This is a genomic window from Thermosynechococcus sp. NK55a (assembly GCF_000505665.1).
Taxonomy (GTDB): Bacteria; Cyanobacteriota; Cyanobacteriia; order Thermosynechococcales; family Thermosynechococcaceae; genus Thermosynechococcus.
Genome location: NC_023033.1, coordinates 2,305,325 through 2,329,024 on the forward strand (window position 1 = coordinate 2,305,325; position 23,700 = coordinate 2,329,024).

The 23,700-nt window shown below is 53.5% G+C and carries 17 protein-coding genes; 13 read left to right on the forward strand and 4 right to left on the reverse strand.

Annotation, left to right across the window (positions count from 1 at the left end; translation table 11 throughout):
• Positions 1 to 25 precede the first annotated feature (25 nt).
• From NK55_RS11250 to coaE, 3 genes are all read left to right on the forward strand, one after another.
• Positions 26 to 949: a DUF928 domain-containing protein gene (locus tag NK55_RS11250; protein WP_024125824.1), complete on the forward strand. Its 924-nt coding sequence runs from the start codon at positions 26 to 28 to the stop codon at positions 947 to 949.
• Between the two features lie 99 nt (positions 950 to 1,048).
• A complete protein-coding gene (locus NK55_RS11255) occupies positions 1,049 to 1,609 on the forward strand; it encodes an FxLYD domain-containing protein (protein WP_024125825.1) in 561 nt (186 codons plus the stop codon).
• Positions 1,602 to 2,213, forward strand: coding sequence for a dephospho-CoA kinase (gene coaE, locus NK55_RS11260; protein WP_024125826.1), 612 nt, complete (start codon positions 1,602 to 1,604; stop codon positions 2,211 to 2,213). Before NK55_RS11255 ends, coaE begins: the two co-directional genes overlap by 8 nt.
• Here coaE and NK55_RS11265 read toward each other — a convergent pair.
• Positions 2,184 to 4,376: an ATP-binding protein gene (locus NK55_RS11265; RefSeq protein ID WP_024125827.1), complete on the reverse strand. Its 2,193-nt coding sequence runs from the start codon at positions 4,374 to 4,376 to the stop codon at positions 2,184 to 2,186. The two genes, coaE and NK55_RS11265, sit on opposite strands and share 30 nt — an antisense overlap.
• Positions 4,377 to 4,533: 157 nt before the next feature.
• Here NK55_RS11265 and cobN point away from each other — a divergent pair, with 157 nt between their 5' ends.
• Complete coding sequence (gene cobN, locus NK55_RS11270; protein ID WP_024125828.1) at positions 4,534 to 8,217, forward strand: cobaltochelatase subunit CobN; 3,684 nt, start codon at positions 4,534 to 4,536, stop codon at positions 8,215 to 8,217.
• Here the strand turns inward: cobN and NK55_RS11275 are convergent.
• Together NK55_RS11275 and NK55_RS12555 are read right to left on the reverse strand one after the other, a co-directional pair.
• Entirely contained in the window at positions 8,214 to 8,756 is a 543-nt protein-coding gene (locus NK55_RS11275) for a biotin transporter BioY (protein ID WP_081711829.1), read from the reverse strand. The genes cobN and NK55_RS11275 overlap by 4 nt on opposite strands.
• 74 nt (positions 8,757 to 8,830) lie before the next feature.
• Complete coding sequence (locus NK55_RS12555) at positions 8,831 to 9,199, reverse strand: FHA domain-containing protein (RefSeq protein WP_024125830.1); 369 nt, start codon at positions 9,197 to 9,199, stop codon at positions 8,831 to 8,833.
• A 299-nt stretch (positions 9,200 to 9,498) separates the two neighbouring features.
• Between NK55_RS12555 and NK55_RS11285 the strand changes: the two genes are divergently transcribed.
• The 9 genes from NK55_RS11285 (at position 9,499) to NK55_RS12560 (ending at position 23,251) form a co-directional block, all read left to right on the forward strand.
• Positions 9,499 to 10,803, forward strand: a complete 1,305-nt coding sequence (locus tag NK55_RS11285; protein WP_024125831.1) for an HlyD family secretion protein — start codon at positions 9,499 to 9,501, stop codon at positions 10,801 to 10,803.
• A gap of 175 nt (positions 10,804 to 10,978) precedes the next feature.
• Positions 10,979 to 12,814 (forward strand): NAD(P)H-quinone oxidoreductase subunit F, encoded by a 1,836-nt coding sequence (locus NK55_RS11290; protein WP_024125832.1) that lies wholly within the window; start codon positions 10,979 to 10,981, stop codon positions 12,812 to 12,814.
• Positions 12,815 to 12,841: 27 nt separating this feature from the next.
• A complete protein-coding gene (locus NK55_RS11295; protein WP_024125833.1) occupies positions 12,842 to 14,320 on the forward strand; it encodes an NADH-quinone oxidoreductase subunit M in 1,479 nt (492 codons plus the stop codon).
• Between the two features lie 11 nt (positions 14,321 to 14,331).
• Positions 14,332 to 15,645 carry a CO2 hydration protein gene (locus NK55_RS11300; RefSeq protein ID WP_024125834.1) on the forward strand — a complete coding sequence of 438 codons (1,314 nt, stop codon included), beginning with the start codon at positions 14,332 to 14,334 and terminating at the stop codon, positions 15,643 to 15,645.
• A gap of 113 nt (positions 15,646 to 15,758) precedes the next feature.
• Positions 15,759 to 16,022 (forward strand): glutaredoxin 3, encoded by a 264-nt coding sequence (gene grxC, locus NK55_RS11305; protein WP_024125835.1) that lies wholly within the window; start codon positions 15,759 to 15,761, stop codon positions 16,020 to 16,022.
• Positions 16,022 to 16,978 (forward strand): glutathione synthase, encoded by a 957-nt coding sequence (gene gshB / locus NK55_RS11310; protein ID WP_024125836.1) that lies wholly within the window; start codon positions 16,022 to 16,024, stop codon positions 16,976 to 16,978. Before grxC ends, gshB begins: the two co-directional genes overlap by 1 nt.
• A gap of 447 nt (positions 16,979 to 17,425) precedes the next feature.
• Positions 17,426 to 18,829: a 3-isopropylmalate dehydratase large subunit gene (gene leuC / locus NK55_RS11315; protein ID WP_024125837.1), complete on the forward strand. Its 1,404-nt coding sequence runs from the start codon at positions 17,426 to 17,428 to the stop codon at positions 18,827 to 18,829.
• 153 nt (positions 18,830 to 18,982) lie between these two features.
• Entirely contained in the window at positions 18,983 to 19,384 is a 402-nt protein-coding gene (locus tag NK55_RS11320; RefSeq protein WP_024125838.1) for a hypothetical protein, read from the forward strand.
• 132 nt (positions 19,385 to 19,516) lie between these two features.
• Positions 19,517 to 23,251, forward strand: coding sequence for an EAL domain-containing protein (locus NK55_RS12560; protein WP_024125839.1), 3,735 nt, complete (start codon positions 19,517 to 19,519; stop codon positions 23,249 to 23,251).
• Here the strand turns inward: NK55_RS12560 and NK55_RS11330 are convergent.
• Positions 23,248 to 23,697 (reverse strand): hypothetical protein, encoded by a 450-nt coding sequence (locus NK55_RS11330; protein ID WP_041429293.1) that lies wholly within the window; start codon positions 23,695 to 23,697, stop codon positions 23,248 to 23,250. The genes NK55_RS12560 and NK55_RS11330 overlap by 4 nt on opposite strands.
• Between the last annotated feature and the right edge of the window lie 3 nt (positions 23,698 to 23,700).

Genomic DNA, 23,700 nt, shown 5'->3' on the forward strand with positions numbered 1-23,700 from the left:
TTAGCGTGTTCAGTAGGTAAATGCTATGTCTGCCCACCGTTTTGGCCTTGCGTGGCTACTCCTTGGTACCTTGGCAATGGGGATGGGTGAGCTGCCAGTCATTTTGCCATCGTTACCTGCTGTTGCCCAAAATTCCTCTAACCCAGCCAGTGAGTTTGATCGCTACATGCAGCGGGGGTATCAACTCACCGCCAAGCGCGACTATCAATCAGCCTTGGCCAATTTCCGCCGTGCCCTTAGTTTGCGTCCTGGTAACCGCTATGCCCTCATGGCCATCAGTAATGTGGAGGCCTATATTGCTCGCGATCGCTACGCTGCCCAATCGAGTCATCGCCTCACCTTTGTGCCCTTAAATCGCGGGATGCCGGGGCAACGGGTCGCAGGCGCCACCCGCTTTGGTGAATGTACCCAAGGCTCTCTGGCAAAAATTGTTGCCATTGTTCCCGATAACAACTTGGGTATGACGGCTGTAGACAATCCCAGTCTCTTTTTCTTTGTCCCCCAAAGCACGGCCAAATCTGCGGAACTGATGCTCCTTTCAGAAGCTGGAGATCTGCTACTCGCCCAACAAGTCCCCTTGAATGGCAAAGCGGGGATTTTGCCCGTAACTGTTGATGCCAGTAAGGTAAAGCTACAACCGGGGCAAAAATACCAGTGGATCTTCTCCCTCACCTGTAAGCCCAATGAACCCGATGCCAACCCCTTTGTGACGGGCTGGATTGAGCGGGCTGAGCTAGATAGGAACCTGGCTCGAGTGATGACCACCCTGGCACCGGCGGATCGCCTGCCCCTTTTGGCCACCAGTCAACTCTGGAACGATACCTTGGCCACCCTTGTGGAGTTGCAGCAAAGGAATCCTGATAACCCTGTAATTAAACAGCAGTGGCAGGATCTGCTCAAGAGTGCGGGTATTGAGCCACAAATTGTCAATATGCCGTTGTTGCGATAAATCCCCCTGTGGCGATATTGAGGGCAGCTGGCTGAGGGCAACCCTCACATCCAGTTGCACTAGGATAGAAGGTAGGCTGCATTGTATGGAGTGTGCGCCATGCTAAAAAGACATCCATTGCCATTCCCCCTTTGGTTAACCGGTATTGTGCTCCTTGGAGCGATCGCCCCTCTGCCGGCCTTGGCACAACGGGTTGCGGGTGACATTGTGATTATTGGCAACTCCCCTTCTGAGTGGGGGCGTAACCAGCGCTACTGGAACCACTTGCTCAACCTTTCTGGAGCAGCCGCCGCTTCTGCACCCACCACACCAGGGGCTTCCCAAGAAGTTGATCCCAAAGCTCTAGAACAAGAGCTCCTGCGCAACATCCGCGTCAGTCAACCCCAGTTGGAGCCGGTTATTAGGTTACCGGGGTCTTCAGTGGTGAAAGGCACAGTTACAAACAACAACCGCCAACCCGTGACCATTCAATCTATTAACTATGAAATTGTGGCTGCCAATGGAGAAATTCTCCAAACTGGTGCCGCCACCCCTGAACCCGCCACAGTGGCTCCGGGTCAAACGGTGACATTTCAGCAAATGCTGCCTACCGTGCCGGCAGATAGTGGCGCACGGGTACGGTTAAGCCAGCCCCCAGTACTGCTCCAGGGAGGTGTCTAGTCCCTTTCGGCTCGGTATCACCGGGGGGATTGCCTGCGGTAAATCTGTGGTGGCTGGTTATTTGCAGCAGCAGTATGGGGTGCCCATTGTCGATGCCGATATATTAGCGCGGCAAGGGGTTGCCGTCGGCACACCCATTTATCAAGCCATTGTTGATCGCTATGGTGAGGGGATTTGCCATAATGACGGTACCCTCGATCGCTCCCGTTTAGGGGAAATTATCTTTGCTCAGCCGCAGGAGCGTCAATGGCTAGAGGCCCAAATCCACCCTTGGGTAATTGCCGAGATGGAGCAAGCGATTGATACCTGTGAGCAACCCCTGCTGGCCTTGGTCATTCCCCTACTGTTTGAAGTACATCTTGAAGGGTTAGTGGATCACATTTGGGTAGTAGCGGCTACCCCTGAGCAACAGTTAGCCCGTCTGCAGCAGCGCGATCGCCTCGCTGGGCATGCAGCTGCCCAACGCCTAGCCAGTCAACTGCCCCTAGAGGAAAAAATTCGGCGGGCAGATACAGTGCTCTGGAATACAGGTTCTCGGGAGGAACTTTACCGTCAGGTGGATCAGGCCTTTTCCCTACTGGCCAGAAATGGCAAGGGAAGTTAGCCCCATGGTCACCTGTTGTAGGAAACTTTCTGGATTAATGGGCAAGGGAATGTAGCGCTCAACCCCTTGGTAATTGTCCTTTGACCCCAAAATGAAAATCTTGAGTTGCTCAGGGGTGCAGCGTTGCCGCAACTGATCCACTAACTCCTGCACATTGCCATAGCTAAAGGGTTCTGCCAAAAGAACCGCAATCGGGGTCAGTGCCAGCAAGCGTTCCACTTCAGCATCCACCAGCCAAATCACTTGATAGCCTGCGGTAGTCAAAATCGAGCAGATGAGTGTGGCCGTGGCTTCGTCCTCACTCACAAGAACAATTCGCCCTTCAGGTTCCACCAGCACATCCGTTGTTGCCAGAGGCGGGACATCCAGCTTGAGTTTAGGGGGGTCTGGTGGAGGGTCTGAAGGAATTGCCGGCAGCCCCACCGTGAAGGTACTGCCTTTGCCTTCGGTGGACTCCACATCAATCCAGCCATGGTGCAGATCCACCCACTGCTTGGTGAGGGCTAACCCCAAACCTGCGCCGGTATAGGCGCGGCCAAAGGAGCTATCCAATTGTTGAAATTTTTGAAACAGCAAGGGTTGTAGGTGTGCAGGGATGCCAATGCCATTGTCCTGCACTTGAAAAATGAGTTCATCCTCTTTCCACCATGCCCGTAGAATCACTTCCCCCCTGGCAGGCGTGAACTTGATAGCATTGCTGAGCAGGTTAATGAGAATTTGCTGGATGCGGCGATAGTCTCCCCAAAAGCGATCGCGACTAGGCGGGATCATCAGTTGATGGCGCAGGTTCACCTGATGGCGGTGGGCTTGGGGTTTGGCGACTTCAATGCAGTCCGTACACAGTTGCCGAATTGAAAAGGCGCTGCGATGGAGGTGCGATCGCCCCAATTCTGCCTCCGAGAGATCGAGAATGCTGTTGATTAACTCCAGCAGGTGGGTACCACTCTCATGGATAATTTCCAGATATTCCCGCTGTTTTGCTGTCAATGGGCCAAGAGGCCAGCGCAGTAGGGTGGCGGAAACCCCAATGACACAGGTGAGGGGCGTGCGCAGTTCATGACTCATGGTTGCCAAAAAGTCGTTTTTAATCCGGTGGGCGGCTTCCATAGCACTTAGGGCTTCCCGCAGCGCCTGGGTGCGTTCATTCACCCGCTGTTCGAGGGTGGCCTTTTGCTGTTGTAGTTCGCTGTAGATTTGCGCTTGGTAAATGGCAATGCTTAGGTGTTGACTGAGGTGCGTGAGAAATTCAACCTCCTGGGGTTGCCACTGGCGGGGGCGATCGCACTGGTGAGCAATGAGCACTCCCCAGAGCCTATCTTGAACCATAATGGGCACAATTAGCCATGACTTGATCTGCCAGTGAGCGGCAAAGGACTGGAGGCAGGGCACCTCCGCATAGAACTGTTGAATGTCACTCACCACAATCGCCTCACCCTGACTCAGGCGCTGATAGCTACTGCTAGGTAAAGCTGACCACTGCCAACATTCATCCCATATTCCCAAAACCGAGGGAATTTCGCTATTGCGGCAGGATTCATAGGTGATTTGGCCGTGCAGTTCCCCTTCGGTCTGACCGAATTGCCCCACCAGCAACCGATCCACATCCAAAAACTCGCGAATGCGATCCACGGCTGTTTTCAAGAGTTCAGGCAGCTCCAGGCTCTGGCGAATTTGGGTTGTCACCTGATGCAGCAGCCGTTCTTGGGCTTGGCGTTCATTGAGGGCAGCTGTCACTAGGGGTTGGCAACTTTGGCACTGGGCGGCCATTTCTTCACTGAGAACCGCCATGAGCGCGATCACCAGATCAGCGGGCAACATCTGTTCCTTGGCATTTAAGGGGGTCAGTTGCTGCAAGACAGCGCGGATCAGGGGGCGGCGGTTCACAGGAACTTGGCTACGGATTTTGCGCAAAAAGCGGGCGATCGCCCTAGGGTCAGTGAGAATTTCTACCCGATAGGTACTCATCTGCGGCACGGGTTCTGCCTGCAATAGCAGTGCAAAGGTCTCTGCCACCACGACGAGAAAAGGGGCATCGGCAGACGGGATAACCTCTTCACGGGTGAGGACAGTTGCCCTGCGATGGCTTGCTTCTGCGAGCAGGACTGTGGCAATTCGTTCATAGAAAAATGCTGGTAAAATTCGATCAAAGACGGGCTGGTGCATAGTTTTTTAAGTTCAATCCTTGATCGGTTCATCGCAGGAAGGGGCATCGCCAGGGGCGGTGTGATTACTATCGGCTTTTCCTATTCATTTCTGTTGTAGCGGTTCGGAAGGAACAGGGGAAAAGCCCACCGGTTTTTTTAATGATTGTTGTCAACCTATGCATCGAATTCTTACGTTCAATGATCTGACTATTGCTACAGATAACAGCAATGTTGCATTTCTACAGCAAAGTAGTGCTCCCATTGTTATTTTAACGGGAGCGGATACGGATATTGCTCTGCTGGCCCAAGCCTACCATCAACTGCCAAAGGATTTTCCGTCGCTGCGCCTTGCTAACTTACTGCATTTACAAGCGGCAGCAGCCATTGATGACTATGGCGATCGCGTTCTGGGGAAGGCCGATGTTGTGGTGATTCGCCTCTTGGGGGGACGCAGCTATTGGAGCTATGGTCTCGAGGTGGCACAGCAAATGGTCAGCGATCGGGGGGGACAGTTGATTTTGCTGCCGGGGGACGATCGCCCCGATCTAGAACTGATGAGCCTCTCCAGTTGGCCACTGGCGCAAGTTGATCGCCTCTGGCACTACTTTTGTGAAGGAGGATTGGAGAATATTCGCCGGGCCCTTGAGTTTATTGGCCACTACGGCTGCGGTTGGGGGGCTCCTCCCCGCCCTCCCCAAAGGATTCCCCGCTGGGGCGTTTATCCTATTCAGGGGAAAATAGCAAGGGATTGGCCACAGGTGGGCATTCTCTTTTACCGTGCCCATTACTTGGCGGGCAACACCGCTGTGATTGAGACCCTTGCTCAGGCCTTGATGCAGCGGCAATTGGCGCCTGTTGCCGTGTTTGTCTCCTCGCTCCAAGACCCAGAAATTCAACGGGGACTGCTGGCAGCATGGCAGGGCAAGGTAGAACTGATTCTCAATACAACGGGGTTCGCGATCGCCAAAGCCAACGAGGTCAATCTGTGGCAGCAGTTGGACGTTCCCGTTTTACAGGTCATTCTCAGCAGTAGCACGTTTGAAACATGGCAGCAAAACCCCCAAGGGCTCACCCCCCGGGACTTAGCAATGCATGTGGTTTTGCCGGAGGTGGATGGCCGCATCATTACCCGTGCCGTGTCCTTTAAGGCAATAGCACAAATTCAACCAGAGGTGGAAACCACCGTGACCACCTATGTCCCAGTGGGCGATCGCCTAGACTGGGTCAGTGAACTGGCCGCCAACTGGCTGAAGCTCCGCCGCAAAGCCCCAGCTGAACGCCGCATTGCCCTCATCTTAGCCAACTACCCCTGCCGCGATGGTCGCCTTGCCAACGGCGTCGGCCTTGATACCCCCAACAGTACCGTGGCACTGCTCAGGGCACTGCAACAGGCGGGCTATGATCTTGGCCCTAACCCCTTACCCAAGGATGGCGATGCCCTAATCCAACACCTCAGCCGCTATCGCACCAACGACCCCGAAGGCAATCACTGGCGGCTGCCCCGCTATACCCTCTCCCTTGACACCTACCAGCACTATTTTCGGAACCTACCAAGGGCAGTACAGGCGGCCATTAACCAACGCTGGCCGGCACCCACCACCGATCTCCCCATTGCGGGTGACTGTTGGGGGAACATTTTTGTCGGCGTCCAACCCAGTCGGGGCTACGATCGCGACCCCAGTTTGAATTACCATGCCCCCGATTTGGAACCTACCCCAGAGTATCTCGCCTTTTACTTTTGGTTGCGCCATGTCTTTGGGGCGGATGCAATTGTCCATGTGGGCAAGCACGGCAATCTCGAATGGCTGCCGGGCAAAGGGATAGCCCTCAGTGATACCTGCTTCCCTGAAATTGCCCTTGGCCCTGTGCCCCATTTTTACCCCTTTATTGTCAACGACCCCGGTGAAGGCGCCCAGGCCAAACGCCGCGCCCAAGCGGTGATTTTGGATCATCTGACACCGCCCCTCACCCGTGCCGAGTTGTATGGTGGCCTAGAGACCCTCAGCCACTACATTGAGGAATACTACGCCGCTGAGCAGTTTGATCGCCCCCGCTTAAGCGTCCTACGGCAGCAAATTGAAACCCTGGTTCAAGAACTAGATCTAGATCAGGAGATTCCACCCCCCCGACCGCAAGAAACATGGCTAGAATGGCTGGCTCGCACCGATGGCTACCTCTGTGATTTACGGGATGCCCAGATTCGCGATGGCCTACATATTCTTGGCCAATGTCCCCAAGGGCGGCAGTTGCGAGATCTAATGGTGGCGATCGCCCGCACTCCCAGTGACCAGCACAGGGGTCTCACTCGGGCTCTGGCACAGGATCAAGGGGTGGATTTAGACCCCCTCACCGCTGATCCAACCGCTCCCAGTCCTGTCCCCGGCTACCGCTCCGTGGGCGAGTGGCAAAATGCCCTAGAGGCAGAGGCGGCAAAATGGGTAGAGAGTTTGCTTCTGGGTACCCCTGATTTCCCCTGTGGCCGCGCAACTCAGCAGGTACTGGATTGGATTCGCACGGTCCTCTACCCTGCCCTGCAACAGACCCGCCAAGAAATTGACCACTTCCTCCACGGCCTCAATGGTGGCTATGTTCCCAGTGGAGCCGCTGGTGCCCCCACTCGCGGTCGTCCCGATGTCTTACCCACGGGACGGAATTTCTATGCAGTGGATCTGCGGGCAGTGCCGACAGAGGCTGCTTGGGCATTGGCGGAACGAGCGGCGGCGGCACTGATCGAACGCTATTGTCAAGAGCAGGGCGACTTTCCCCGTACCCTTGGCCTCTCGGTGTGGGGCACAGCAACAATGCGCACCGGCGGCGATGATATTGCCCAAGCCCTCGCCCTTTTAGGAGTCCGACCGGTCTGGGAAGGCGCCTCACGGCGGGTGGTCGATTTGGAGGTGATTCCCTTGTCGCTGTTGGGTCGGCCACGGGTGGATGTCATGCTGCGCATCTCCGGTTTTTTCCGGGATGCTTTTCCCAACCTCATTGCCCTCTTTGATGAGGCGGTGCAGCGGGTGAGCCAACTGCCAGAACCCCCCGATCAAAATCCCCTGGCCGCTCAAGTGGCCAAAGAAACAGAGTATTGGCAACAGCAGGGTCTCCCCTTGGATCAAGCTCGGGAACGGGCATGCTTTCGCATCTTTGGTTCCAAACCTGGTGCCTATGGTGCCGGACTCCAAGGACTCATCGAAGCCCAAAACTGGCAGGGGGATGAGGATCTTGCCCGCGCCTACATCCACTGGAGTAGCTATGCCTACACTGGGGAAGCCCACAGCCACAATGCAGCGGAAGCCCTAGAGCAGCGGCTCAGTCAACTGCAAGTGGTGCTGCAAAACCAAGACAACCGCGAGCACGATCTCTTAGATTCCGATGATTATTACCAGTTTCAGGGGGGCTTGACCGTTGCGGTGCGATCGCGATCAGGGCAGCAGCCCACGGTTTACTTTGGCGATCACTCACGGCCAGAGCAGCCGAAAATTCGCACTCTGCAAGAGGAACTGCTGCGGGTCTATCGCTCCCGCGTCATTAATCCCAAATGGCTAGCAGGCATCAAGCGTCATGGCTACAAAGGCGCCTTCGAAATGGCGGCCACGGTAGATTATCTCTTTGGCTATGCCGCTACGGCTCGCTGTGTACCCGATTATGTGTTTACAGGCATCGCCCAGACCTATTTGCTCGATAGCGCAATGCAAGCCTTTGTGGCACGCCATAATCCTTGGGCACTGCGGGACATGGCTGAGCGACTCCTGGAAGCTGCCCAACGCCAACTGTGGCAGGCACCTGATCCGCAGATGTTAGACCGCCTGCGATCGCTCGCCCTTGAGGCCGAAGGTTTAATTGAGGGCAACAGTGCCCCCTAGTACAGCAAAATCAGGCGCAGCACCCGCGCGACTGCCGCCACCAAGCAGACAATCACCAACTGCCCCGGCAAGGCAAAAAGTGAATACTGCTCTAGTAGCTCCACCAAGGGGTAACTCAACTGCCCTGCAAGAGCCAGAGCACTGAGGTAGAGGGCACCGCAGACATGAATGAGCACCAGTCCCCCTAGGCTGCTCAAGGCAAGCCATTCTAAACTAACCCGTTTTTGGGGGCGAAAGGCCAGCCAACCACAGACCCAGGCCCCCGGCACAAAACCCAAGAGGTACCCGAATGTCGGTTCATGCCAATAGCCTAGGCCGCCCCCTTGGGAAAAAACCTGAAACCCGCTCAGCCCCAGAATCAAATAGGCCACCTGTGAGAGAGCTGCGGCTTGCCGTCCCCCCATACAGCCGACAAAGAGAACAGCGGCCACCTGGTAGGAGACTGGTAACGGCTGCACTGGAACCGCTGCCCATGAGGTGGGTAAAACAAACTGCCCCGCCGCGTTAAAGAAGTTGGGGAGGGCGATCGCTGCTTCCATGAACGTTCCGGCAACGGTTAGGAGGAGGCCTAAAATCGCCCACAAAAATTCATCAAGGGGTGACAAGTCGTTTCTCAAGAGCGCTGCAACACGTTCGGTGTAACTGATGGACTCGTATAGTGAAATGTGAGATCTGTATCCCCCATCATGATAATGTCCCCATGGTGTAATACCCGCTCATCCGATAGAGGAGTACCGTTAACCACTGTACCATTGCGACTATTGTTGTCACGGATTAGATACACTACGGCATTGCCACGAGGCCGCAGTTCAATGGTTGCCTGATGCCGGGAAATATAGGGATCATGAATAATAATGTCACAGTCGCTGCCGCGGCCAATTTTCCAGCACGCTTTTCCTGTGAGGTGATACTTGCCCACCACCACGCCTTGGGAGCGCACAATCAGCCATGCTTGTTTGTCAACATCTGGAAAGCGCATCATGAGGGTTGACCACGAATACTTTTATCATAGGTACTCCATCCGTACTTTTGGAGATGGCTGAGATTTTGAAAATCTATGGGAATCCGAGATTGGATGCTTTTGATCTGCAGATGTCAACTTCAGTATTTTTACGGATAACAAAAGGTTAGGAACTGTGTTTAGATAGAACCAGGGAAAAACTATTTTAAGTAAAAAGTTTTTGGAGTAAGGCTCTCACGTATCAATTTAGATACATACATCAGTGAGACAAAATAGCGAGGTAATTTTATTTGCTTTAACTAACTTGTTATAAGGTTCCTATGAACAAGCCGGCCCCAACTTCTTTGACGGAGATTAAAAATCAGGTTGTACCGGCTCAGCAACTCAAGCTACGGCGATCGCTCCTTGCTAATCTGTTAGTTTTCGCAGCCGGGTGTGGCATCCTTGCCTTTGCAGGCTGGTTTCTCTACCGCCATTTAACAACGGTGCGTAGTCGCGATGCAGTTATTAATGGCGTGATTGTGAACGTGCGTGCTCCAGAAGAAGGAACACTGGAGAAACTCCAGGCGCAGGTAGGGGACTTTATCGAACCCACCGCTGCCCCCTTAGCCCTCATAGAAAATGACTATGTCAGTCAAGGCAACGCTCGAGAAGTTGAAAAATGGTTAGAGCGGCGGCGGGGAGAATTAGAAGCTGCTCAGGCAAAGTTGGCTCAATTGCAAAAACTCCTTGCCTCTGCCCAAAGGGATGAACGCAATCAGCACAGACTAGAGGTAGAGCAAACCAATCGCCAAGTGGCTGCTGCTCAAGCAGAACTCGCAGCAGCTCAGGCCAAGCTTGCGGATGCCAAGGCACGCTATCAACTGGCACAAATTAACTACCAGCGCTTTAGCCAGTTAGCACAGCAGGGAGCAGTACCCCAAGCCCAAGCCGATGCGGCTCTAACGGAGTTGCAGCAAAGCCAAGCCCAAGTGGCTGCTCGTCAACGGGATGTGGAAGCTGCGGCTCGCACCGTTGAGGCGCTGGAGGCCGATGCCCGTGCTGCTGCATTGGGGCTGACACTGCGCAACACTCGCAGTAACTATGACCCCCGCCTACGGCTGCAAGAGTTACAAATTCAGATTAGCGAACAGCAGGCGATCGTCCAAGGGATTCAACGGGAAATCGCTGCCCAACAACGACAGGTTGCCCAAGCCCAGCGGGAGGTTGCTCAGCGCAAAGTGGTGAAGGTGACTGCTCCCATTGCCGGTTATGTCTGGCATGTGGATGCCCGTCCGGGGATGTTTCTCGGTAAAGGGGATCAAATTTTGCAGTTGTTGGATTGTGGGCGTCGTTGGATCGATGTCTTTGTGGATGAACAATCACTGCGGCTCATCCATCCGGGCACTCGGGCAAAGATTGAACTCTATGGGGCCAAAGGGAAAGTTCTTCAGGGCACAGTCACCAATATTCGCTCTGGCTTGGGGCGCCTCAACCCCGGTGATGATCAGGTCATCCCAATTCCCGAAAACTATCCGCGTCAAAGTCAAGTGCGTGTTGAGCTAGATTCTGACCACGATTGGGGTGACGGTAACTTTTGCTATGTGGGCTACACTGCACGGGTGACCTTTCAAATTAGCCCCTAGGCTTTTGTATTTAATCCTCTGGGATAGGCAACCTTCATAGCAACCTTCATAGTTGCCTTTTATCTAGGCAATAAGGGATATTGATGCAACTTTATTCTTGACCCTGTGAAGTGCAGCACCATTCATAGATAAGATTAAATCTAATCAGTCTTATCCATAGCCATAAGCGGGGTTTATGTTGCAATCATTGGCGGACACAGTATGGCTCATTCCCTTCTACTCCCTGACGGGAATGGTGCTGTCCTTGATTTGGTCACCGGGGATTACGCGGAAAACGGGGCCACGGCCAGCGGGCTATTTGAATATCTTGCTCACCTTTTTCTCCTTTGTGCATGCCCTGTTGGCAACGGTGGCGATCGCCAACCAACCACCGCAGTATTTGCACTGGACGTGGCTGGATGTGGCGGGTCTGCACTTTGACATTCCCGTTGAAATTTCGATCTTGACAACTACCGCCCTGATGCTGATCACGGGCTTAAATTTGCTGGCCCAGGTTTTTGCGGTGGGCTACATGGAGATGGATTGGGGCTGGGCCCGCTTTTTTGCACTGCTTGCTCTTTTTGAAGGGGGCATGGGGGCGCTGGTCCTCCTTGACTCTCTCTTTTTCAGCTATGTGGTCTTGGAAATTCTGACCCTTGCCACTTACTTGCTGATTGGACTGTGGTTTAACCAGCCCTTGGTGGTGACGGGTGCCCGCGATGCCTTTTTAACGAAACGGGTAGGGGACTTAGTGCTACTGATGGGAGTGTTGGCGATTTACCCCCTTGCCGGTTCTTGGAATTACGACGATTTAGCGGCTTGGGCGGCAACGGCTCAAGTGAACCCCACCCTTATTACTCTGATTTGTTTAGCGCTAATTGCAGGTCCGATGGGGAAATGTGCCCAGTTTCCCCTGCACCTGTGGCTGGATGAGGCAATGGAAGGGCCAATTCCCGCCTCGATTTTGCGGAATGCAGTGGTTGTGTCTACGGGGGCATGGGTGCTGGTGAAGCTGACACCAGTCCTCAGCCTTTCCCCATTCGCTCTAACGGCCTTGTTGGTGATTGGGAGCGTCACCGCCTTAGGAGGAACCTTGATCGCCATTGCCCAAGTGGACATTAAACGCGCCCTCTCCTATTTGGTGAGTGCCTACATGGGGTGGGTGTTTATTGCTGTTGGCCTCAAGGAGCCGGGCTTAGCTTTTGTCTTTATCCTCACCTATAGCCTGGCCATGGCACTGCTAATGATGAGCATCGGCGGCATCATCTGGAATAGTATTACCCAAGATCTGCGCCTGCTGGGTGGGCTGTGGTCCCGGCGCCCCATTTCAGGGATCTCCTTCCTCGTCGGCTCCGCAGGGCTGCTGGCGGTTCCACCCTTGGCCAGCTTTTTCCCCCAGGCAGAATTGCTGGATACAGCTTTTGCCCAGCTGCCTTGGGTCGGGGTGGTGCTTCTGTTGATGAATACCTTTGCTGCTTTTAGTCTTGGGCGCACATTTTGCCTAGTTTGGGGCGGTGAGGTCCAACCGATGACGGCGCGATCGCCCGAGGTCTTTTGGCCGATGATTTTGCCGATGACCGTTGATCTGGGGTTCGTGCTGCATTTGCCCATTCTCATGGGGCGCTTTGATTGGGTGATTTGGACCCAGCCTTCCTTGACCACCGCTGCTGCACTGACTGTAACTGCTCTTTTGGGCTGGGGTGCAGCCGCATGGGTCTATCTCGGCAAAGCAGTTCCCAAACCCGTGCAGTTCCCCCTACCGTCGGTGCAGGATCTGCTGGCTTACGACTTCTATACGCCAAAGCTCTACAGGGCAACGGTGGTGGGAGTGGTGGATATTATTTCCCGCATTACCGCTTGGTTTGATCGCACGTTTGTGGACGGGACCGGCAATGCCTTTGGCGTGGTCACCCTTTTGGGGGGCGATCGCCTGAAATATAGTACAACGGGGCAATCCCAGGCCTATATCCTCACCATTTTGATGGGCGTTGCCATTCTAGTCATTGCCATTTGTTGGCCCCTGCTGGCCTAGTGCTCCATTCTTTGAGGTTTCTGCCCTATGCTGACACTGTTAATTGTTTTGCCAGTGATCGGTTCCCTCCTGATGCCGCTGCTGCCAGAGCGAGTCCTACGTTCGGTTACTTTAGTTATCGCTGGTGTCACCTTTGCCCTGTCCCTCTGGATGCTGACACAGTTCGATGTCCAGCAGAGCGCACTGCAATTTACGGAATTCCTGCCGTGGCTGTTGCCCTTGGGATTGAACTATTCCCTTGGTGTGGATGGTCTCTCGCTGCCCCTCATTGTTTTGGGAACCTTCTTGACCCTTGGGGTTGTATTGACGGGTGAAAAAAGTGGACAGCGGCTTTTTTATGCCCTTGTTCTTTTGGCCAATGCCGGCATTACAGGTGCCTTGGCTGCCCAGAATCTGCTGCTGTTTGTTCTCTTTTATGAACTTGAGTTGGTGCCCTTTTACCTGTTGATTTTGATCTGGGGTGGGCAGCGTCGTGAGCAAGCGGCGGTCAAGTTTCTCATCTATACGGCAGTGTCGGGCATTCTTGTCCTCGCTGCCTTTTTGGCAATGGGCTGGCTGACCCACGCTCCTAGTTTTGACTGTGCCGATATTCAAATCGCTGGCTTGGCACCCACCACTCAAGGGATTCTGCTGTTGCTGTTGATCTTGGGCTTTGGGATCAAAATGCCGTTGGTGCCCCTCCACAGTTGGTTGCCTGATGCCTATGTAGAAGCTTCAACTCCGACAGCAATTCTCCTTGGGGGGGTATTCGCAAAACTAGGTGCCTATGGCTTGGTGCGTTTTGCCCTAGGCGATTTTCCAGAGGTTTGGGGGCAGTTTTCTGGTCCCTTGGCGATCGTGGCGGCGGTGGGGATTGCCTATGGTGCCCTTGCGGCCATTGCCCAAAAGGATATTAAACGGATGGTGGCCTACAGTTCCATTGGCCACATGAGTTACGTCCTCCTAGGGGCAGCGGCTCATACCCACCTCAGCATGGTGGGGGCGATCGCCCAAATGGTGAGTCACGGCCTCGTCTTGGCACTCCTGTTCTATCTGGTGGGCGTGATTGAAACGAAAGTCGGCACCCGGGAACTGAATGTGCTCAATGGCTTGCTCAATCCGCTGCGGGGGTTGCCGACCACCAGTGCCCTCTTAATTTTGGGTGGCATGGCGAGCGCGGGTATTCCAGGACTTGTGGGGTTTGTGGCGGAATTTTTGATCTTTCAGGGCAGCTATGGAGTTTTCCCCGTGCCAACCCTGATTGCTGTGGTGGGCACTGGCCTCACAGCTGTTTATTTCGTGATTATGATCAACCGCACCTGCTTTGGTCGCCTTGACAATGCCACTGCCTACTACCCGCGCGTGGTGTGGTCAGAGAAAATGCCAGCCCTCGTCCTGACCCTGTTGATTCTGTTTTTGGGGGTTCAGCCCACCTGGCTGGTGCGTTGGAGTGAAACCACCAGTGCTCAGATCGTTGCTGCCGTCCCCAGTGCCAATGAAATTGTTGCCACCTTAGCCAAGCGTTAGGAGAATTTCCCATGGTTCAAGCAATGGAGCGCCCCAGTTCTGCCAAGCTGCCACCCCTAGATCATCCCCTCGCCGATATTATTTACCGCCTTGAGGCAGGAGGTGCCCTGATTCCCGATACCCCCGTGAACCTGATGAAAATTATCGGGATGTACAAGGCCTACTCAATTCCAATGGACTTCTACTGGCGGGACTTGCTCTATCTCGGTGAGCGGGTCTTTATTAATCCCTTTCCCTTCTTTAAGTATTTTCCGACCAAGGAATACTTTGAGTTGCCGAATCACTACGCCGGTGATACTGCCGATCTGCGGATTTGGCGCGGCCCTGCCCATGCCCACCCGGAACTCATGGAATTTATTGAAAAAGGGGAGACCGGCAAAATGCCCCGTCTGCTCCACCACCTCTGGCATGACCGCATCAACATGGAATTTTCCGAAGATTTAGCGCGGGCAATGATGTGGCACCGCATGGGCGGTCAGTTGGATATTTACCTTGACTCCGAGGAGTATAAAGCGGCAGCGGATAAGGCGATTCGTGCCTACTTCAAGCGCAACCCATTGATGCTTGGGCTGTACAAACTCTTTCCCGACCTCTTTTTAGAGCAGGCTCGCCAAGCCACGTACATGAATGTGCTGGGGCTATTTTGGGAAGTGATGGCACCCGTCTTCTTTGAGATTAGCGATCGCTACGATGAGGGCAGTATTACCAGTGTCAAGGATGCCATGAACTTCTTGGTCAATGGAATTTTTGCCGCTGCCGGTCGCCCTATTTACCACCATGTCTATATTGACGATGAGGTTCATGTCCTCGTGCCCAAAGAAAAAGGGTTTATGTGGCTCTACGAGGCGGCCTTCCCCTATGTGGAAGCGGTCTTTTACCGCACTTCTCCTTTCCGCGGCACAAAGTCCTACAATGCCCAAGCCAATCAGGTGCCCACTGATCAGGTGGACTTCCACTATGGTATTCTCTTTGCCGATAAATTCCCTGTGGGGACGGCGGGGATTCCACCAACGCTGCTCCACCAAGATATGTATCACTTCTTACCCCAGTACCTAAGGGATTACTTCCACCAGCACTGTCGCGGTGAGGATGATATTTTGGTGCAATTGGGCATTGCCTTCCAGCACGCTATGTACACCGTGACCTCCGCCGTTTTGCAAGCCACCCGTGCTGCCTTCTACTACCCCTTGGATGATCCCAATCCAGAGCATTTAATGGCGAATCGGCGCTTCTTTGTTGCCCAGATGGATCGCTTTTTGCGGCCCCAGTACGGCATTGCTGAAGCCTGCAAAATCCGCAATGTTCAAGATCCCAATTACTTGTAGTTATTTGTATTTGTAGAAAGTTGTAGGGCAGGAGAAGGGAGAGGGGGTGTATCTCTTCTCCCTTTTTGCTAGGCTGGAAGCAAAGTAAATTTTTGTAACGAGGTGTTACTGCTGTGGCTAAAGTCGAAATCTATACGTGGTCCCGTTGTCCTTTTTGTATTCGGGCAAAGCAATTGCTGACGCGCAAAGGAGTGAAGTTTACGGAGTACGTCATTGATGGAGATGAAGCTGCCCGTAGTGCGATGGCAAAACGAGCCCATGGCCGGCGATCGGTACCGCAGATTTTTATTGACAATGAACACATTGGTGGCTGTGACGATCTCTATGCCCTGGAGGCTCAAGGAAAATTGGATGCCCTGTTGCAAGAGGTCGCTTAGTGGATATTGCCTTTATTATTGACCCGATCGCCAGCCTTGACCCCGGCCACGATACCAGTGTGGCCTTGATGGAGGCTGCACAAGCGGCAGGGGCACGGGTGTGGGTAACGGAAATTTCCCAACTGCTGATCCAAGAAGGTCAGGTATGGGCGGCGCTGACCCCGATCCGGTTGTCGCCAGTGCAACTGGTGGATGGCCAGTGGCAGATTCCCCAACCTTGGTTTCAGCCGGGCGCAGTCGCATGGCGCCCCCTCAATACCTTCCGAGCAGTGTGGATGCGCAAGGATCCGCCCGTCAACGCCGCCTATCTCTATGCCACCTACTGTCTTGATTTAGTCGATCCCCAAACCACCCTTGTCCTCAACTCGCCAGCGGGGCTACGCCATGCCAATGAAAAGATGTATGCTCTGCAATTTACCAGTGTGATTCCCAAGACCATTGTGACTGCAGACAAGCAGCGCCTCCGTGAATTTGTGCAGCAGCAGGGCATGGCGGTGCTCAAACCCTTGGGGGGCAAAGGGGGCGAAGGCATTCTCTTTTTGCAGGCGGGCGATCGCAACCTCAACTCCATGATTGAAATCAGTACCCAACGGGGACAACTGCCTGTGATGCTGCAGGAATACCTACCCGCGGCTAAGGATGGGGACAAACGGATTATTCTCCTCAACGGCCAGCCGATCGGTGCCGTTAATCGGATTCCCACAGGGGATGAATTTCGGGGCAATATGGCCGCGGGTGGGCGCGTGGCAGCCGCAGAGATTACGGAGCGCGATCGCCAGATTTGTCAAACCCTCGCTCCTGCCCTTCAACGCGATGGCCTCTATTTTGTTGGCATTGATGTTATCGGCGGCTACTTAACAGAAGTGAATGTGACTAGCCCCACTGGTGTTCGCGAAATTGATCGCCTCAATGGGACTTGCCTCGCTCAACAGGTGATGACTTGGCTATTCAGTTAATGTTCCATTCATTCAATTCTCTGGATCAGATGGAAATGTTTTTGCAGCAATTGTGCTAACTGCATAGGAGGCTTAGGGAATTCAGGTATAGGTTGAATAGGGTAAATTTTTGCCAATAGAGTTCCTAGATGCGGACCGTTTAACAAGTTGGAGCTTTGGCTGCGGGACAAATCCAGATTGTCAACTCTAATGATTTAAGGATTAACTGTGGCTACTCCCCTAAGCAGTAAATGCCTAGATTGTGTGAGCTATTATGGTCTATTATCTGAATTCTACCCCCGTGAAATCAGTGAAATTGAGGTCAGTTGCAATAGTTTCCAACAGTTCGCGAGTTTTAGCTATAGGGATTAAGGCCCTTTTTACAGGAGCCAGCCTCTTAAGCAAAACTGCTGTACTGAGTCTGCTACTTTTCCCTATAATGGGTAATCTACGTTGTTTAGCATATCTATGAGTCGCGGCACGCTCTTCGATAAGGTTTGGGAACAGCACACAGTAGCTACACTGCCTTCAGGGCAAACTCAACTGTTTATTGGCCTGCACCTGATCCACGAAGTGACGAGTCCCCAAGCCTTTGCCATGCTGCGGGAGCGAGGGTTGCCAGTGCTCTATCCCCAGCGAACGATAGCGACTGTGGATCACATTGTGCCTACAGATACGCTGGCGCGTCCTCTCCAAGACGCCCTTGCCGAAGAGATGCTGCAAGCCCTTGAGGCGAATTGCCGTGCCCACAATATTCCCTTTTTTGGGATTGGCTCCGGTCGTCAGGGCATTGTCCATGTCATTGCCCCGGAGCAGGGGTTAACGCAACCCGGGATGACAATTGCCTGCGGCGATAGCCACACCTCTACCCACGGTGCTTTTGGGGCGATCGCCTTCGGTATTGGCACCAGTCAAGTGCGGGATGTTTTGGCCACCCAGACCCTTGCTCTCAATAAGCTGAAGGTTCGCAAAGTGGAAGTCAATGGCTCCCTTGGGGCTGGCGTCTATGCCAAAGATGTCATCCTGCACGTTATTCGCCACCTGGGTGTCAAAGGGGGTGTTGGCTATGCCTATGAATTTGCCGGTACCACCTTTGGCCAACTTTCAATGGAGGAACGCATGACCGTCTGCAATATGGCCATTGAGGGAGGTGCCCGCTGCGGCTATGTCAACCCCGATGAAACCACCTTTGCCTACCTCAGGGGACGCCCTTTTGCCCCCCAAGGAAAAGCCTGGGACGAAGCGGTGGCATGGTGGCGATCGCTAGCCAGTGATGCGGATGCTGAATACGATGATGTTGTTACATTTGCGGCTGCTGATATTGCACCGACGGTGACCTGGGGCATTACCCCCGGCCAGAGCGTTGCGGTGGATGGAACCTTGCCCACCCTAGAGAGCTTGCCCGAAGCAGAACGGGCGATCGCTGCAGAAGCCTATGCCTACATGGATCTACAACCAGGTCAGCCCATTCAAGGAACCAAGATTGATGTCTGCTTTATCGGCAGTTGTACCAATGGGCGCATCAGTGACCTGCGGCAGGCGGCCAAAGTTGTCGAAGGGCGCAAAGTCAAACCCGGTGTCAAAGCCTTCGTTGTCCCCGGTTCAGAACGAGTGAAAGCCCAAGCCGAAGCTGAAGGCCTAGATGTCATTTTCAAAGCCGCAGGGTTTGAATGGCGCAACCCTGGCTGTTCAATGTGCCTTGCCATGAACCCCGACAAGCTGCAAGGGCGTCAAATCAGCGCCTCCTCCTCCAATCGCAACTTCAAAGGACGCCAAGGCTCTCCCAGCGGGCGCACTCTCCTCATGAGTCCGGCGATGGTGGCAGCAGCGGCAATTGCCGGTGAAGTTACCGATGTGCGAGCGTTCCTTTAGACTCCTGCTGAATTCCCGAGCAGCCCCTTTGCGCTCACTGTTTTGTCAAGGCAGTTCCTCAGAGAGGAGAGACTATAGAGAAATAGTCTCGTCTAGGATCATCATCTAGGATCATCATAATGTGATGTTCGATGTTCTAGACGAGGCGTTCCTATGAAGGTGTTACAGAGTGTGCTGGGTACTCTAGTTTTGGGTGTGGCCTCTGCCCTGCCGGCTGCCGCTGAAACCCTGATTTCCGATAGCGGTCTGACCCGCATTGATAACTATCAGTTCAGCCACGCCCCCGGAGATGTCTTGACCTACACCACAAAGGTCAATGGGCGACTTTATGAGGGCACAATTACCCTAACGGCAATCGGCAATGGATTTGTGCGTGGCTTTTTTAGCGATCGCGATCTAGGGGGTAATTTTGGCTGTAGTGGTGAAGTCACCATTCAATGGGTGCGTACCGATCGCTATATTTCCGTCTGGCGCATTGGTGGCACCTATGCTCCGTACCTGCGGTGTCCACAGGCGGGAACCACGGCTCGCTTAAATATGCGCCGTTATCCCTGAGGGGGAGTGCCAACTGGTGGGCAGTCTCCTCGACAAATAATTAATAAATTAATAATTAGTAACATTCAACTGCGATCATGAATTAAAATAAGTTTTGGCACCTTTGGTGCTGGCAGGGAGAAGTTTTCAAGAATGATCATTGACGAATTTGAGCACTTTACCGAATTATTGGTGAACTACACCGATGATCTGATTTGCTTGCACGCAACCGATGGCAACTACCTATACGTGACTCCCTCCAGTCAAACCCTTTTGGGCTATTCTCCTGAAGAACTGATTGGTAAAAATCCCTATACCCTGTTTCACCCTGAGGATGCTGAGCGAATTCGCAGTGGCGCCCACGCCCTCGCCCTAAAGGGCAGCGCCAATTTGACAGAAACCTATCGCATGCGGAAAAAAAGTGGTGGCTATGTTTGGTTAGAAACCTTCATTCAACCCATTTGTGATGAAGCAGGAAATGTTTTATTTTTAGTGACAACATCGCGGGATATTACGCGTCGCTGTCAACTGGAACTAGAACTCAAAGCGAATCAGAAACTCTTAGAAGCCTTTTTTCAGCAGTCCCTTGAGGCCTGCTTTTTCATGATGTTGGATCAGCCTATTCGCTGGGATGACACGGTCAATAAAGAAGACATATTGGAGTATGTCTTTGATCATCAGCGGATTACCCGCGTCAACAATGCCTTTGCCCAGCAGTATCAATTGCCCCCCCAAGAGTTAATTGGCCGAACACCGCGCCTTTGCTTTAAGGAGAATCTGGAACTGGCTAAACGCTTGTGGCGAGCCCTCTTTGATTTGGGCTACTTTCACACTGAACTTGAGTTGCACCGCCACGATGGTAGCTCTTTTTGGATGGAAGGGAGTTACGTTTGTCTGTACAACGAAAATCGGGAAATTATTGGCCACTTTGGTGTGCAGCGGGACATTAGCGATCGCATCCGTCTGCAGGCGGAAATTGTCCAAAAGACAGCTGAACTAGAGTATTTCTTTGGCTCTTCCCTAGAGCTATTTATGATCGCCGATAGTGAGGGACGGCTGCGGCGGGTGAATCAACATTGGCAAACCTGCCTAGGCTATGACCTACATCAGGTGATGGGGGCAAAGTTTGAGGAATTTCTGCATCCGGGCGATCGCTCCCGCCATCGAGAAATGCAGCAACGTCTCCTTGCCGGCGAGCAAATCACGAACCACACGATTCGCCTGCGCACGCAGCGGGGAGACTACCGCTGGTATGAATGGCAAGGACTGCTGAGCCAGGGTCGAATTTACGCAGCGGCGCGGGATGTGACTGAGCAGCAGCAATTTGGCGATCGCCTGCAAGCGGCCTACAGCCAAGTGAGTGACATTTTAGAGAGCATGTCCGATCACTTCTTTGAGGTCGATCATGATTTTACGGTTATTTATGTCAATGGCAATCTCTGCCGCTTGGTGGGCAAATCCGCCTCACAAATGCTAGGAAAAAACCTCTGGGAGCTCTTCCCCGATGCCCGCAACTCGATTTTTGAGGAGCAATGTCAGCGGGCAATGACACAGCAGACTCCGGTCCAATTTGAAGCCTTTTATGAGGGGCTCAACCAGTGGTTCGCCGTACGGGTATTTCCCACCAGCCGTGGTTTGGCCATTTTCTGCCAAAATACTACACTGCAAGTGGACTCCAGTACCTTGTTGCAGCGGCGGCAAACTCAAGCCGAACTCCTGCATCGTCTGACCATCAAAATCCGCCGCTCATTAGATGTAGAAACCGTCCTCAAAACCGCCCTAGAAGAAATCCGCCAGCTCTTGAACGTAGATCGCACCGTCATTTTCCAGTTCTACGCTGACGGCAGAGGGGAAGTGGTGGCCGAGTCCGTTGCAGCACCCCAGTTTTCCCTCCTCAACCGTACATTTTGTGATCCTTGTTTTCAACGGGAGGCTGCCGAAGCCTACCTGCAAGGGCGAGTGCTGGCGCTTGCGGACATTAACACCGCCACAATAGCTCAGTGTCACCGCGACTTTCTCAACCAATTGCAGGTGCGTGCCCTCTTAGCAGTACCGATTATTGAGGAGGAACGCCTCTGGGGATTATTTCTGTGCCACCACTGCTCTTCGCCGCGGCCTTGGGCCAATGACGAGGTGGAACTGATCCGCCAACTGGGGGAACAACTGGGCTTTGGTATTCACCGTGCTGAATTAGTGAGTGCGCTACATCAGGAAAAAGAGCGCTATCGGCGGGTTCTCGAGGCGCAGACAGAACTGCTCTACCGCTGCACGCCTGAGGGACATCTGACCTTTGGCAATCCCGCCTTCTTTCGCTATCTGGCTGAAGTGGGCGTGAGTTGTGATCTGGGGGAGGTCCTCCAACATCCCTTTGATCCTGTAACCCAGCAACGCTTTCAACAGCATCTGCAAACCCTCAGCCCAACGCAGCCCATCAGCACCATTGAATGCGCTGTGACATTAAGTACAGGACAAAGTACAGGACAGCTTGCCTGGTTTGAATGGACAACACGTGCCTTTTTTGATCACCATGGGCGCTGTGTGGAGTATCAATGTGTGGGGCATGATATTACCCGCCGCAAACAAATGGAGGAGCAGCTCATTCACGATGCTCTCCACGATCCCCTGACGGGACTTCCCAACCGTACCCTCCTCCAGGAGCGATTGCAGCATTGTTGGCGACAATATCAACGCCGTGGCGATCGCCCCTTTGCTGTTGTTTTCATTGATATTGATCGCTTTAAGCGCGTTAACGATAGCTTGGGACACCAAGCCGGTGACCAGGTACTCATCACCCTTGCCCAGCGAATGCAGAGTGTGGTGCGTGAGGGGGATACCTTAGCTCACCTGAGTGGGGATGAATTTGTGGTCCTCTGTGAAGACCTTGATTCTCAACAGATGGTGGCACAAGTGCAAGCGCGGATTGCTGATCTAGAGCGGGTAATTCAGGAACCCCTGATCATTGATGGTCACTTGTTAAGCCTGAGTGCCAGTATTGGTGTGGCCTTTAGCGATCGCGAGGCCGCCTCTGCCGCTACCCTCCTGCGGGATGCTGACATTGCCATGTACCAAGCAAAAAAACAGGGACTGGGGCAGTGTCGCATCTTTGACCCGCAAATGCACACCCAAGCCCAAAGTTGCTTTACCCTTGAGAGCCAACTGCATCAGGCGATCGCCAACAGTGAGTTACAGGTGTATTTCCAGCCCATTGTTGAGATGAATACGGGGGCAATTGTAGGACTTGAGGCCCTCAGCCGATGGTTTGACCCCGAAAAAGGTGAAATTCCTCCCAGTGAATTTATCACCCTGGCGGAGCAGGCAGGTCTCATCGTTAGCCTTGGCCGGCAGGTCCTTGAACGCGCGATCCAGGAATTTAGCCAGTGGCGGCAACAGGACAGCCGTCGCCAGACCATGACCCTGGGTATTAATATCTCGCCTCAACAACTGGTGGATGCCAACTTTGTCGGTGATATTTTGGCGGTGCTGCGCAGTGCCCAATTGCCCCCCCATCTCCTCCATCTGGAGATTACTGAAACGACAATGATCCGCAACCTTGAAGCCACATTGCAGGTGGCCGAGGAACTGCAACAACTGGGGGTTGCCCTCAACATTGATGATTTTGGCACAGGTTATTCCTCCCTGAGTCGGTTGCATCAGTTACCCATCCACGCCCTGAAAATTGATCGCTCCTTTGTCCAGAGCTTAGAGGAAAGCCGAGCGGCACAGGAAATTATTGGTGCCGTGATTGCCCTAGGCAAGAGTCTACGTTTAGATGTGGTTGCAGAAGGCGTGGAAACGGCGGTTCAAGCCGCCCAATTGATGGATCTCGGCTGTCTGTATGGCCAAGGGTACTTCTTCTATCCGCCCTTGCCCATTGATCGCCTGCCTTAGGATTTGCTGCTGGTATCCTCATGGGGAAGAAAGGGGAGGCTTTCCCACCAACTTTGATAGTTTTTGGTGATTTCCTGCCACCAGTCGGCGGGCTGCTGCAGGGCCTGTTGCAGGCGATCGCGCTCCTGTTCGAGGCGTTGAAGATTCATCTCCAGTTGGTGATAGGTGGCTTCTAGGGTGGTGAGTTGATCATTGAGGCTTTGGTGCTGCTGTTGCCAGTAATCGCGCTCTGCTCGTAAGTGTTGATTTTCCGCGGTTATTGCCTGAAGTTGCTGCTGGAGTTGAGTGCAGTAATTTTGTAGCCGTGCCAATTCGGCTTCAAGGGTGGCGTTTTGGGACGGATGCCGTAGCGATCGCAGAATCGTCCACAGCAGAATCAGCGTGGCCACTACGCCGTAGCTAGCCAGTACCCAGGTCCCCTGTGCAGATAATGCCGCCCACACCATGAT

Coding starts and splice junctions, on each gene's coding strand:
- NK55_RS11255 (WP_024125825.1), top strand. CDS start 1,049: ATGCTAAAAAGACATCCATTGCCATTCCCCCTTTGGTTAACCGGTATT.
- cobN (WP_024125828.1), top strand. CDS start 4,534: ATGCATCGAATTCTTACGTTCAATGATCTGACTATTGCTACAGATAAC.
- NK55_RS12560 (WP_024125839.1), top strand. CDS start 19,517: ATGATCATTGACGAATTTGAGCACTTTACCGAATTATTGGTGAACTAC.
- NK55_RS11300 (WP_024125834.1), top strand. CDS start 14,332: ATGGTTCAAGCAATGGAGCGCCCCAGTTCTGCCAAGCTGCCACCCCTA.
- NK55_RS11290 (WP_024125832.1), top strand. CDS start 10,979: ATGTTGCAATCATTGGCGGACACAGTATGGCTCATTCCCTTCTACTCC.
- NK55_RS11250 (WP_024125824.1), top strand. CDS start 26: ATGTCTGCCCACCGTTTTGGCCTTGCGTGGCTACTCCTTGGTACCTTG.
- NK55_RS11295 (WP_024125833.1), top strand. CDS start 12,842: ATGCTGACACTGTTAATTGTTTTGCCAGTGATCGGTTCCCTCCTGATG.
- NK55_RS11285 (WP_024125831.1), top strand. CDS start 9,499: ATGAACAAGCCGGCCCCAACTTCTTTGACGGAGATTAAAAATCAGGTT.
- NK55_RS11330 (WP_041429293.1), bottom strand. CDS start 23,697: ATGGTGTGGGCGGCATTATCTGCACAGGGGACCTGGGTACTGGCTAGC.
- NK55_RS12555 (WP_024125830.1), bottom strand. CDS start 9,199: ATGATGCGCTTTCCAGATGTTGACAAACAAGCATGGCTGATTGTGCGC.
- NK55_RS11320 (WP_024125838.1), top strand. CDS start 18,983: ATGAAGGTGTTACAGAGTGTGCTGGGTACTCTAGTTTTGGGTGTGGCC.
- leuC (WP_024125837.1), top strand. CDS start 17,426: ATGAGTCGCGGCACGCTCTTCGATAAGGTTTGGGAACAGCACACAGTA.
- NK55_RS11265 (WP_024125827.1), bottom strand. CDS start 4,376: ATGCACCAGCCCGTCTTTGATCGAATTTTACCAGCATTTTTCTATGAA.
- NK55_RS11275 (WP_081711829.1), bottom strand. CDS start 8,756: ATGGAAGCAGCGATCGCCCTCCCCAACTTCTTTAACGCGGCGGGGCAG.